The following is a 12,422-nucleotide window of genomic DNA, read 5'->3' on the forward strand; positions in this document are numbered from 1 at the left end:
CGCCCTGACCGGAGGCGCTTCGCCCCGCTTTGCCCGACGCTTGCTGCCGCCGGACCACCGTACAGGATCGGAACATGACCGAACTCGAATTCCAGTCCCTCGCCAACGAGGGTTTCAACCGCATCCCGCTGATCGCCGAAGCGCTCGCCGACCTCGAAACGCCGCTGTCCCTGTACCTGAAGCTCGCGCAGACCGAGCGCAACGGCGCCAACTCGTTCCTGCTGGAATCGGTAGTCGGCGGCGAACGCTTCGGGCGCTATTCGTTCATCGGCCTGCCGGCGCGCACTTTGGTACGGACGCGCAACGGCGTGTCGGAAGTGGTGCGCGACGGCAAGGTCGTCGAGACGCACGACGGCGATCCGCTCGCCTTCATCCAGCAGTTCCAGGCGCGCTTCAAGGTCGCGCAACGCCCGGGGCTGCCGCGCTTCACGGGCGGTCTCGCCGGCTACTTCGGCTATGACGCGGTGCGCTACATCGAAAAGAAGCTCGCGCACAGCGCGCCGAAGGACGATCTGAACCTGCCCGACATCCAGCTGCTTCTGACCGAGGAAGTCGCCGTCATCGACAACCTCGCGGGCAAGCTCTATCTGGTGGTCTACGCGGACCCGACCCAGGCCGAGGCGTATACGAAGGCGAAGCAGCGTCTGCGCGAACTGCGCCAGCGGTTGCGCGTCACTGTCGAGCCACCTGTCGTGTCGGCCAGCGTGCGCACCGAGATCTACCGTGAATTCGCCAAAGACGACTATCTGGCCGCCGTGCGCAAGGCGAAGGAATACATCGCCGCCGGCGAGCTGATGCAGGTGCAGGTCGGCCAGCGCCTGACCAAGCCGTACCGCGACAATCCGCTGTCGCTGTATCGCGCGCTGCGCTCGCTGAATCCGTCGCCGTATATGTACTACTACAACTTCGGCGACTTCCACGTGGTCGGTGCGTCGCCGGAAATTCTGGTGCGCCAGGAAAAGCGCGGCGAGGACCGTATCGTCACGATCCGCCCGCTCGCCGGCACGCGTCCGCGCGGCAACACGCCCGAGCGCGACGCCCAGCTTGCGACCGAGCTGCTGAACGACCCGAAGGAAATCGCCGAACACGTAATGCTGATCGACCTCGCACGCAACGACGTCGGCCGCATCGCGCAGATCGGCTCGGTCGTCGTGACCGACAAGATGGTGATCGAGAAGTACTCGCACGTTCAGCACATCGTCAGCTCGGTCGAAGGCAAGCTCAAAAAAGACATGACCAATTTCGACGTGCTGCGCGCCACCTTCCCGGCCGGCACGCTGTCGGGCGCGCCGAAGGTCCGCGCGATGGAGCTGATCGACGAGCTCGAACCCATCAAGCGCGGCCTCTACGGCGGGGCGGTCGGTTATCTGTCGTTCACCGGCGAGATGGATCTGGCCATCACGATCCGCACCGGCGTGATCGCGAACGGCAATCTGTATGTGCAGGCGGCCGCGGGCGTGGTCGCCGATTCGGTGCCGGAATCCGAATGGCAAGAGACCGAGAACAAGGCGCGTGCGGTGCTGCGCGCTGCCGAGCAGGTCCAGGACGGCCTCGATAGCGACTTCTGACCGGAGACACACCATGCTGCTCATGATCGACAACTACGACTCGTTCACCTACAACCTGGTGCAGTACTTCGGCGAACTCGGCGAAGACGTGCGCACCTTCCGCAACGACGAAATCACGCTCGATGAAATCGCCAGGCTGAACCCCGAGCGCATCTGCCTGTCGCCGGGTCCGAGCAATCCGCAACACGCGGGCATCACGCTCGACGTGCTGCGCGAATTCGCCGGCAAGACGCCGATTCTCGGCGTGTGCCTCGGCCATCAGGCGATCGGCGAGGCGTTCGGCGGCCGCGTCGTGCGCGCGCAAACCATCATGCACGGCAAGGTCAGCACGATCGAAACCGACTGCAAGGGCGTATTCGCGGACCTGCCGAAGCACTTCACGGTGACGCGCTACCACTCGCTCGCGATCGAACGCGAATCGCTGCCCGACTGCCTCGAAGTATCCGCATGGACCGAAGACGGCGAAATCATGGGCGTGCGCCACAAGGAACTGGCCGTGGAAGGCGTGCAGTTCCACCCGGAATCGATCCTCTCTGAACACGGCCACGCGCTGCTCGAAAACTTCGTCAAGCAGTCGAAGCTCGCCGTCGGCGGCAAGGCTGCGCATCACCCGGCTTCCCGCAATGCCTGACCACAAGAGAGACGAGATCATGTCCATTACGCCCCAGGAAGCCTTGCAGCGGACCATCGAGCACCGCGAGATTTTCCACGACGAAATGCTGCACCTGATGCGCCTCATCATGCGCGGCGAGCTGTCGCCGGTGATGTCCGCGGCGATCATCACGGGCCTGCGCGTCAAAAAAGAGACCATCGGCGAAATCACCGCCGCCGCCACGGTGATGCGTGAATTTGCCCGGCACGTCGACGTTCAGGACAACTCGAACTTCGTCGACATCGTCGGCACCGGCGGCGACGGTGCACACACGTTCAACATTTCCACCGCGACGATGTTCGTGTCGGCCGCGGCTGGCGCGAAGGTCGCGAAGCACGGCAATCGCAGCGTATCGAGCAAGTCGGGCAGCGCGGACGTGCTCGAGGCGCTCGGCGTCAACATCGATCTGCAGCCCGAGCAGGTCGCCGCATCGATCGCGGAAACGGGCATGGGCTTCATGTTCGCGCCGAATCATCATCCGGCGATGAAAAACGTCGCGCCGGTACGCCGCGAACTCGGCATCCGCACGATCTTCAATATCCTCGGGCCGCTCACCAATCCGGCCGGCGCGCCGAATCAGCTGATGGGTGTGTTCCACCCTGACCTCGTCGGCATTCAGGTACGCGTGATGCAGCGCCTCGGCGCCAAGCACGTGCTCGTCGTGTACGGGATGGACGGCATGGACGAGGTGTCGCTCGGCGGCGCCACGCTGGTCGGCGAGTTGCGCGACGGCGAAATCCGCGAGTACGAGATCCATCCGGAGGACTTCGGCATGCAGATGGTGTCGAATCGCACGCTGAAAGTCGCCGACGCGAACGAGTCGAAGGTCATGCTGCTCGACGCACTCGACAACAAGCCCGGCGTCGCGCGCGAAATCGTCACGCTGAACACCGGCACGGCACTCTATTCGGCAAACGTCGCTGCCACGATCGCGGACGGCATCGTGCTCGCGCGCGAAGCGATCGCGAGCGGCAAGGCGCGCGCGAAGGTCGACGAACTGGTGCGCTTCACCCAGCAATTCAAGCAGTAATCACGTAGCGAGACATTTATGAGCGACATTCTCGACCGCATCATCGCGGTCAAACGCGAAGAAATCCGGGCGGCCGAACAAAGCGCACCGCTCGAAGAATTGCGGCTCGAAGCGTCGTCGCGCGATCTGCGCGACTTCGTCGGCGCAATCCGCGCCAAGCACGCGGCGGGTCTCGCCGCGGTGATCTCGGAAGTGAAGAAGGCGAGCCCGTCGAAGGGGGTACTGCGCGAGCACTTCGTGCCGGCCGACATCGCACGTTCGTACGAGAAGCACGGCGCGGCGTGTCTGTCCGTGCTGACCGACGTGCAGTTCTTCCAGGGCAGCGTCGCGTATCTGCAGCAAGCGCGCGCCGCGTGCCAGTTGCCGGTGATTCGCAAGGACTTCATCGTCGATCCGTATCAGGTCGTCGAAGCACGCGCGATGGGTGCCGACGCGATCCTGCTGATCGCCGCCGCGCTCGAAACCGCCGAGATGCAGGACCTCGAAGCGCTCGCGCATTCGCTCGGTCTCGCGGTGCTCGTCGAAGTGCATGACAGCGATGAACTCAAGGAAGCGCTGACGCTGAAGACGCCGCTGATCGGCATCAACAACCGCAACCTGCGCACCTTCGAAACCTCGCTCGACACGACGCTCGGCATGCTCGACGCGATTCCGGACGACCGCATCGTCGTGACCGAGTCGGGCATCCTGTCGCGCGACGACGTCGAGCGCATGCGCGCGCGCAACGTGCATACGTTCCTCGTCGGCGAGGCGTTCATGCGCGCGGACGAGCCGGGCGTGGAACTTGCGCGGATGTTTTTCTGAGCACGGCGCTCGCATAAGCAAGGACACGTACCATGAGCATGGAACGCGAAATCAAGCTGGCACTGCCGGCTTCGCAGGTGCAGGCGGCGACGCAGTGGTTCGCCGCCCGCGCCGGCAAGAACGGTCGCGCCATCAAGCTCGTGAACATTTACTTCGACACGCCGCAATTGACGCTGGCGTCGTCGAAGAGCGCGCTGCGTCTGCGGCAGACGCCGGACGGCTGGCTGCAGACCTTCAAGACGGTCGGCACGGCGACGAACGGCTTGCATAGCCGGCACGAATGGGAAATGCCGGTCGCCGGCGCGAAGCTCGAAATCGATTCGCTGCTGAGCGCTTGCGACGAACCCGCCGCCGCGGCCGCTCTGAAACAGGCCGCGCCTGCGCTGATCGAGCTGTTCCACACGAATTTCACGCGCACGCTATGGCTGCTCGACACCGACGGCGCCCAGATCGAGGCGGCGATCGATCAAGGCGACGTGCTTGCCGAAGTCGACGATGAAGCGCGCCGCGCGCCGATCTCGGAGATCGAGCTCGAACTGAAGTCGGGCGACGAAGCGGCGCTTCACACGCTCGCCGCCGAACTCGGCAAACGGATTGCCGGCCTCGCGCCGGATGACATCAGCAAGGCGCAGCGCGGCTATCGGTTGCGCGCGGGCTGAGCGCGGGATGGGCGCGGGATGGGCGCGGGTTGCCCGAAACCCGCGGCACCTCATGCGCTTGCTTGTCGCAGCTTGAGCTAGCCAGCGTTTGCTGCGACACTTCCCCGCCATGACCTCCGCTACCCGTACCCGCTCCAGTTCGCCGCAGGCATCGTTGTTCGACGATGCCGCCCCAGCTCCCGCCGCAGCCTCGGCGGACACCACCACCGCCGCCCCGCCCACGCTCGAAGCTCAATTCGCCGCGCTGCCGGCGGCCTGGCGCGCGCATTTGAAACCCTTCATCGACAGCGACAGTTACGCGCCGCTGTGCCGCTTCGTCGACGGCGAGCGTGCCGCCGGCAAAACCATCTATCCGGCCGACGTGTTCCGCGCGCTGCGCCTGACGAGTCCCGACGAAGTGAAGGTCGTGATCCTCGGCCAGGACCCGTACCACGGCGAAGACCGCGGCACGCCGCAGGCGCACGGTCTCGCGTTTTCGGTCGCGCCCCACGTGCGGCCGCCGCCGTCGCTGCGCAACATCTTCAAGGAAATCGCCGCGAGTCTCGGTCACGCAACGCCGCAGCACGGTTGCCTCGACAGCTGGGCCAGACAGGGCGTGCTGCTGCTGAACACGGTGCTGACCGTCGAGCGCGACAGTGCCGCGAGCCACGCAAAACGCGGCTGGGAAAAATGCACGGACACGCTGATCCACGAACTCGCGACGCGGCATCGGAACCTCGTGTTCATGCTGTGGGGCGCGCATGCGCAGGCCAAGCGCGCGCTGCTCGGCGGCAAATCGCACTATGTGCTGGAGGCGCCGCATCCGTCGCCGTTGTCCGCGCATCGCGGCTTTCTCGGTTGCGGCCATTTCGCGAAGGCGAACGAATATCTGCTGCAGCACGGCCGGGAGCCGATCGACTGGCGTCTGCCGGACGACGCGCAAATGCTTGCGTGACAGCGTCGCCTTCGGAGGATGGCGATACAAAGCGAAAACGCCACGGAGGGTGAACCCCTCCGTGGCGTTTTTTATTTCACCGCTTGCGCCGCATCCAGGCGGCACAAGGCAGGCGGACCCGCTTAAACCGCGGCGATCGCTTCGCGTGCCGAGCTCAGCGCGGCGGTCGCGGCGTCCGGGCCCATGTTCAGGCCTTCGGCGTAGATGAAGTTCACGTCGGTCATGCCGAGGAAGCCGAGGAAGCTCTTCAGATACGGCGTCTGGCTATCGTTCGGCGTGCCCAGATACTTGCCGCCGCGCGCCGACACGACGTGGACCTTCTTGCCCGTCACGAGGCCTTCCGGACCGTTCGCGGTGTAGCGGAACGTGATGCCCGCACGCGCGATGAAGTCGAAGTACGTCTTCAGTTGCGACGAGATGCCGAAGTTGTACATCGGCGCGCCGATCACGATGACATCGGCGGCTTGCAGTTCAGCAATCAGCGCTTCGCTGCGAGCGGCGATCTCGGCTTGTTCCGGCGTACGCTGCTCGGCAGGCGTGAAGAACGCGCCGAGCACGGCGTCGTCGAGATGCGGCAGGGGTTCGGCTTGCAGGTTACGGACGACGACTTGCGCGCCCGGATTCGACTGTTGCAGCTTTTCGGTCAGTTCGTTGACGAGAAGCGTCGAGTTCGCGCCTTGCGAACGGGCTGCCGAGTTGATTTGCAGGATCGTGGTCATGGTTGACTCCAGTAGAGGGCGCGCAGTGTTGCGCGAGTGGAGCCATTGTGTTTTTTTAACGACCGGCGAAAAAGCCGTCCGGCGGCGACGGATTGTTGCATGGGTGGGACAATCGACTACCCTCCTCCGCCGATTGACGCCGAGACGGGCGACGATGGGTGGACCGCCCGGTGCGGCCCACCACCCCGCCGATCACTTCGTCAGCCAGCGCTCCAGGGCTTTGCGCGCGGCGGGACGGCGATCGCTGACCGTAAGCTTGTAGCGCGCCACTTCGGGACCGTCGAGCTTCACCTGTGCGACCCGCAGCTCGTCGCGGCGGAACGCGTGCACCTCGACCTTTGCGCCCGGCTGGTAGCGCGCCAGCAGAGCATCGATATTCCCGCCGGTCACGCGCAGGCCATCGAGCGCGATCAGCACGTCGCCAGCGGAAAGGCCCGCTTTCTGCGCGGCGCTGCCCTCGTGCACCGTCGCGAGCGCGCAGTCAGCGCCGCCGCGCAACCGCACGCCGAGCGACGGCTTGCCGTTCTTGTCGGCGTCCGGCGCGAGCGTGATGCCGAACGGCGCGAGCAACGCGTCGAGCGGCAGGTCGCGCGTGCCGCGCACGCCCTCGGCGAACAGTTCGGCGAGTTCCGCGCCGCTCGCTTCCGCAAAAATCGCCTCGATCTCGCTTTCGTCGACGCCCACTGGCTTGCCGCGATAAAAATCACGGCCAAAGCGCTTCCACAGCAGACGCATCACGTCGTCGAGCGATTTCTGGTTGCCGGTCTGCACACGGATCGTCAGATCGAACGCGAGCGCGATCAGCGAGCCCTTCGTGTAATAGCTGACGATCGCGTTCGGCGCATTCTCGTCCTGCCGGTAGTACTTGACCCATGCGTCGAACGAGCTTTCGGCGACGCTCTGCTTAAGGCGCCCGCTGCCGCGCTGCACGCCGCCGATCACCTTGCCGAGCAGGCCGAAATAGTCGTCCTGCGAGATCACGCCGCTGCGCACGAGAATCAGGTCGTCGTAATACGACGTGAAGCCCTCGAACAGCCACAGCAGCGATGTGTAGTTTTCGACGCCGAGGTCATACGGCGCGAACACGGCCGGCTTGATCCGCTTCACATTCCATGTGTGGAAATACTCGTGGCTGCATAGACCGAGATAGGTCCGATACCCCTCGCTCATCGCGTCGCGGCCCTGCACCGGCAGATCGGTGCGATTGCAGATCAGCGCGGTCGACGCGCGATGCTCGAGTCCGCCGTAGCCGTCGGTGACGGCCTGCGTCATGAACACATAGCGCTCGACCGGCGCCTTCTTCGATTTCGGCTCGAACAACGCGATCTGCGCCTCGCAAATGCGCTTCAGATCGTTGCACAGCCGCTCCATGTCGAGCCCGATCACACGACCAGCAATCACGACGTCGTGCGGCACGCCGTGCGCCTTGAACGTCGCGAGCGCGAACTCGCCGAGCGTCACCGGATGGTCGACCAGCTCGTCGTAGTTCAGCGCGCGATACTCGCCGAAACCGTAGCGCTTAGTGCCGCGCGCTTCCGCCAGCGCGGTCGCGACACGCCAGTCGCGATACGCGGCACCTTGAGGCTTCTGGATATCGACCACGCACTGCGCGTCTTCATGGCCGAGCGGCGACAGGAACACGCTCGTGCCATTAAAAAAACCGATGGTGTCGTCCAGATGCGCGGCGCGCACCGACATGTCCCAGGCGTACACCTCGTAGCGCAGCGTCAAGGCGCCCTTGACCGGCGCGGCCTGCCACGTGTGCTTGTCGATCTTCTCGACGCGCACCTTGCGGCCCGCTTCGTTGACCCCGCGCAGCGTCACGATGTTGCGCGCGAATTCGCGCACCATGTAGCTGCCCGGAATCCATACCGGCAGCATGAAACGCTGGCCGGCCGGATCGGGATCGGCGACGGTCACGGTGACTTGGAACAGGTGGGCGGCGGGGTTACTCGGAACGATGGTGTAGCGGATCGGCTTCATCGGCGGCGTTTGGGAGTGTCAGGGGAGTGAGGCGAAGAAGTTCGAGGCTCGATGCGAAAGGAGGCGCTGCGTGCGCCTCCTTTCGGTTGAAACTGCATCTGTCGCGCGCCTCAGGCGTGCGTGGCGCTGCGTGCAGCGCGCTGCTCAGTGCACCGCGGACAGTTCCTTGTCGAGCCGGTCGGCCGGCACGGCACCTGGCAAACGGCGACCGTCGGCGAGGAACACCGTCGGCGTGCCCTCCACGTTCATCGAACGGCCGAGCGCGAGGTTCTTGTCGATCGCGGCGGTGTCGCAGGTGGCGGCGGCGGTCGGCGCCTGACGGTCCTGCATCCACGATTCCCACGCCTTCGCGCGGTCGGCCGAGCACCAGATCGACTTCGACTTGGCCGTCGAATCAGGCGACAACACCGGGTACAGGAAGGTGTAGACCGTTACGTTGTCGATTGACTGCAGCGATTTTTCGAGCTGCTTGCAGTACGGGCAGTTCGGATCGGAGAACACCGCGATCTTGCGCGCGCCGTTGCCGCGCACGACCTTCACCGCGTTGCCGAGCGGCAGGCTCGCGAAGTCGATGCGGTTGGTTTCCGACAGGCGCGCCTCGGTCAGATTCTTGCGCGTCTTCGAGTCCACCATGTCGCCGAGCATCAGGTAGTCACCGCTCGCATCGCTGTAGATGATCTGCGTGCCGAGGTTCACTTCGTACAGGCCCGCGATCGGCGTCTTCGACACGCCCTTGATCGTCACGTCGGACAGACGGCTTTGCAGGGTGGCTTTGAGCTTGTCGGTGGTCTGGTCGGCCTGCGCCGAGCAGCCGAGCGTGGCGGCAGCAATCGCGAGCGCGGCGGCGGCGATGCGGAAGGTCTTTTTCATGCTGGAGTCCTGGGGGTCATTCGCGCATCTGCGCGTTTGTTACGTTCCGGCCGCGCGCTTTGGCCGCTATCGGTTCAATCAGGCTCGATCAGGTTCGACCGGGGTCGGATTGCGGTTCGCAGCGCGTCGATGCGGTCATGATACCTGTCCCGGGCGCCCGTGACCGACCATCGGCTATCCGCACGACGCCTCGTTGCGGTTTACCCCAGCGCGGCCGACACGAGCCAGCGCTTGATGAATGGCTGCGCGCCGACGAACGCCATGCCGGTATTGCGCACGGCGCGCGCGAGCGGACCGGGGACCGAAAACAGTTTCTGCAGGCCGTCGGTGGCGATCATCAGCGCGCGAATGTCTTCGCGACGCGCGCGTTCATAGCGACGCAGCAGCACCATGTCGCCGAGATCGCGAAACGACTCCTTTCCGCCGATCGTGCTCGCTAGCGCGGCGACGTCGCGCAAGCCGAGGTTCATGCCCTGCCCCGCCAGCGGGTGGATCAGATGCGCGGCATCGCCGACCAGCGCGACACGCGGCGCGACCAGCCGGTCCACGGTCTGCAACGCGAGCGGGAAGCCCTGCGCGGGCGTCACGCACTCGAGCGCGCCGAACTGCTCGCCGCTCACGTGCTCGACTTCCGCGGCGAGCCGCTCGGGATCGAGCGCGAGCAATTGCTCAGCGTGTTCGGTGCGGGCCGACCAGACTAGCGACACGTGGCCGTCCGGCATCGGCAGCAACGCGATGATCTCGCCGTCGCGGAACCATTGGTACGCGGTTTCGCCGTGCGGCTTGGCAGCCTTGAAATTGGCGACGACGCCGATCTGCCGGTAGTCGCGCCGCACCATCTTCGAGCCGATCTGCGCGCGCACCCACGAGTGCGCGCCGTCCGCGCCGACTACCAGATCCGCTTCGAGCACGTTGCCGTTCGCGAGGCCGACGCTCGCGCTGTCGACGGAGAAATCGAGAGCCTGCGCGCGCGTGTCGATCCACGTGAGGTTCGGCTGGAAGCGCAGCGCGGCATCGAGCGCGCGCTCGATCACCGACGACTCGACGATCCACGCAAGCTGCGGCACCGATGCCTGAAACGCGGAGAAATGCAGTTCGGCGTGCGCGTCGCCGTAGACGCGCATGTCGTAGACGGGACCGAGCCGTGAGTGATCGAGCGCCTGCCAGACCCGCAGCCGTTCGAGCAAGGCCTGCGAACTCGACGACAACGCATAGACGCGCGAGTCGAAGGCAGCACCGGCGGGCAGCGCCGCACAAGGCTGCGCGAGCAGTGCGACGCGCAGTCCGGCTTGCGTGAGCGCGAGCGCCGCGGTCTTGCCGACGAGCCCGCCGCCGATCACGGCGGCATCAAAGGTCTGGTGGTGTGCGTTCATGCGCGCATTATAGCCGCGGGGGGTGCGGGGGACGGATCGACGGGCGCGGCATTCAGGCTCGGTGGGCGGGCCCCCGATGGCTCGTGCTAACGCGTCGCGGCGCTCGCCGCGAGCGCCGCATTCGCCTCGCGCATGCGCATGAAGTCGCGATCGGACGAGAGGTTGCGCCATGCGGCCGCCTCGAGCTCGGCCTTGCGATCGCGCTGATCGCTGCGTACCGCGCAGTCGGGGAACACGCGGTCGAACACGCTCCACAGCGAGTCGTAGTCGTTCTTATCCGCGAACCGCGCGATGTCGGCGCGGTCTTCGTGCGACAGGTGGGTCGACAAACAGTCGATCGTCTGACGGTCTGTGGTGGCCTGCGCTTCGTCGAAATTCGGAGCGACCCATGCAGCGACCACGCCGACCACGATCGCGGCGGCGACGCCGATCCCGACCCATCTCATCATTCGCACGCTGGCCCCCCGGAAATGGAGCTCTACCGGCTCTGAACTGACGATTCTACAGTGGCTATGCGCAAATGCGCCGCCCGGTACGCGCGGGCGAACGGGTTACAATTGCATTTTTCGTGAAAACTCGCACTCAATCGTCGAGCCAACGCCCCGATTCGGTGACTTGTCCGCTCCGCTGAGCCTGCCGCACCCCACCTTACGCGAAGGCTTTCCGAATCCGCGCGCAGCGTCGAGCGCATCACGCAACCTACTGATTCACTGAAGGATTTCCATGAGCCTCCAATGCGGCATCGTCGGCCTGCCTAACGTCGGCAAGTCCACCCTGTTCAACGCACTCACGAAGGCGGGCATCTCCGCTGAGAACTACCCGTTCTGCACGATCGAGCCGAACGTCGGCATCGTCGAGGTTCCGGACACCCGTCTGAAGGCGCTTGCCGAAATCGTCAAGCCGGAGCGCATCCTGCCGGCGGTGGTCGAGTTCGTCGATATCGCGGGTCTGGTGGCCGGCGCGAGCAAGGGCGAAGGCCTCGGCAACCAGTTCCTCGCGAACATCCGCGAAACCGATGCGATCACGCACGTCGTGCGCTGCTTCGAGGACGACAACGTGATTCACGTCGCGAACAAGGTCGATCCGCTGTCGGACATCGAGGTGATCAACACCGAACTCGCGCTTGCCGACCTCGGCACCGTCGAAAAGGCGCTCGCGCGCTATTCCAAGGCGGCCAAGTCTGGCAACGACAAGGAAGCCGTGAAGAACGCGGCGGTGCTGGAGAAGGTGCGCGCGCAACTCGACCAGGCGAAGCCGGTCCGCGCGCTCGATCTGAGCGATGAAGAAAAGGCCACGCTCAAGCCCTTCTGCCTGATCACCGCGAAGCCGACGATGTATGTCGCCAACGTGAAGGAAGACGGCTTCGAGAACAATCCGCACCTCGACGCGGTCATGAAGTTCGCGGCCGCGGAAGGCTCGCCGGTCGTGGCCGTGTGCGCGGCGGTCGAAGCGGACATCGCCGACCTCGACGAAGCCGACATGGAAGTCTTCCTCGCCGACATGGGCATGGAAGAGCCGGGCCTGAACCGCGTGATCCGCGCGGGCTACAAGCTGCTCGGCCTGCACACCTACTTCACGGCCGGCGTGAAGGAAGTGCGCGCGTGGACGATCCACATCGGCGATACGGCGCCGAAGGCGGCCGGCGCGATCCACACCGACTTCGAGCGCGGCTTCATCCGCGCGCAGACGATCAGCTTCGCCGACTACATTACCTACAAGGGTGAACAAGGCGCGAAGGAAGCCGGCAAGATGCGCGCGGAAGGCAAGGAGTACGTCGTGCACGATGGCGACGTGATGAACTTCCTGTTCAACGTGTAAGCGCGAAGCGGC

Annotated in this window: 12 protein-coding genes; 7 read left to right on the top strand and 5 right to left on the bottom strand. The window is 65.2% G+C overall.

Features of this window, described 5'->3' with window-relative positions; translation table 11 throughout:
* The first annotated feature begins 74 nt into the window (after nt 1-74).
* The 6 genes from trpE to BC1002_RS13810 all read left to right on the top strand — a co-directional run bounded on the left by trpE (nt 75) and on the right by BC1002_RS13810 (nt 5,647).
* Entirely contained in the window at nt 75-1,568 is a 1,494-nt protein-coding gene (trpE, locus tag BC1002_RS13785; protein ID WP_013090636.1) for an anthranilate synthase component I, read from the top strand.
* 13 nt (nt 1,569-1,581) lie between these two features.
* On the top strand, nt 1,582-2,199 hold the full coding sequence (locus BC1002_RS13790) for an aminodeoxychorismate/anthranilate synthase component II (RefSeq protein ID WP_013090637.1): 618 nt from the start codon (nt 1,582-1,584) through the stop codon (nt 2,197-2,199).
* Nucleotides 2,200-2,218: 19 nt separating this feature from the next.
* Entirely contained in the window at nt 2,219-3,250 is a 1,032-nt protein-coding gene (trpD, locus tag BC1002_RS13795; protein ID WP_013090638.1) for an anthranilate phosphoribosyltransferase, read from the top strand.
* A gap of 18 nt (nt 3,251-3,268) precedes the next feature.
* Entirely contained in the window at nt 3,269-4,054 is a 786-nt protein-coding gene (trpC, locus tag BC1002_RS13800; protein ID WP_013090639.1) for an indole-3-glycerol phosphate synthase TrpC, read from the top strand.
* A 32-nt stretch (nt 4,055-4,086) separates the two neighbouring features.
* On the top strand, nt 4,087-4,713 hold the full coding sequence (locus tag BC1002_RS13805; RefSeq protein WP_013090640.1) for a CYTH domain-containing protein: 627 nt from the start codon (nt 4,087-4,089) through the stop codon (nt 4,711-4,713).
* A 109-nt stretch (nt 4,714-4,822) separates the two neighbouring features.
* Nucleotides 4,823-5,647: a uracil-DNA glycosylase gene (locus tag BC1002_RS13810; RefSeq protein ID WP_013090641.1), complete on the top strand. Its 825-nt coding sequence runs from the start codon at nt 4,823-4,825 to the stop codon at nt 5,645-5,647.
* Nucleotides 5,648-5,769: 122 nt separating this feature from the next.
* Here the strand turns inward: BC1002_RS13810 and BC1002_RS13815 are convergent, their stop codons facing one another.
* The 5 genes from BC1002_RS13815 to BC1002_RS13835 all read right to left on the bottom strand — a co-directional run bounded on the left by BC1002_RS13815 (nt 5,770) and on the right by BC1002_RS13835 (nt 11,041).
* Nucleotides 5,770-6,366: an FMN-dependent NADH-azoreductase gene (locus tag BC1002_RS13815; RefSeq protein ID WP_013090642.1), complete on the bottom strand. Its 597-nt coding sequence runs from the start codon at nt 6,364-6,366 to the stop codon at nt 5,770-5,772.
* A gap of 192 nt (nt 6,367-6,558) precedes the next feature.
* On the bottom strand, nt 6,559-8,349 hold the full coding sequence (locus BC1002_RS13820) for a M61 family metallopeptidase (protein ID WP_013090643.1): 1,791 nt from the start codon (nt 8,347-8,349) through the stop codon (nt 6,559-6,561).
* Between the two features lie 144 nt (nt 8,350-8,493).
* Nucleotides 8,494-9,219 carry a DsbC family protein gene (locus BC1002_RS13825; RefSeq protein ID WP_013090644.1) on the bottom strand — a complete coding sequence of 242 codons (726 nt, stop codon included), beginning with the start codon at nt 9,217-9,219 and terminating at the stop codon, nt 8,494-8,496.
* A 200-nt stretch (nt 9,220-9,419) separates the two neighbouring features.
* On the bottom strand, nt 9,420-10,592 hold the full coding sequence (locus BC1002_RS13830; protein WP_013090645.1) for a UbiH/UbiF family hydroxylase: 1,173 nt from the start codon (nt 10,590-10,592) through the stop codon (nt 9,420-9,422).
* A gap of 86 nt (nt 10,593-10,678) precedes the next feature.
* Nucleotides 10,679-11,041: a hypothetical protein gene (locus BC1002_RS13835; RefSeq protein WP_013090646.1), complete on the bottom strand. Its 363-nt coding sequence runs from the start codon at nt 11,039-11,041 to the stop codon at nt 10,679-10,681.
* A 274-nt stretch (nt 11,042-11,315) separates the two neighbouring features.
* Here BC1002_RS13835 and ychF point away from each other — a divergent pair, with 274 nt between their 5' ends.
* Entirely contained in the window at nt 11,316-12,410 is a 1,095-nt protein-coding gene (gene ychF, locus BC1002_RS13840) for a redox-regulated ATPase YchF (RefSeq protein WP_013090647.1), read from the top strand.
* Nucleotides 12,411-12,422 lie beyond the last annotated feature (12 nt).

The sequence above is a fragment of the Paraburkholderia atlantica genome, assembly GCF_000092885.1.
GTDB lineage: Bacteria > Pseudomonadota > Gammaproteobacteria > Burkholderiales > Burkholderiaceae > Paraburkholderia > Paraburkholderia atlantica.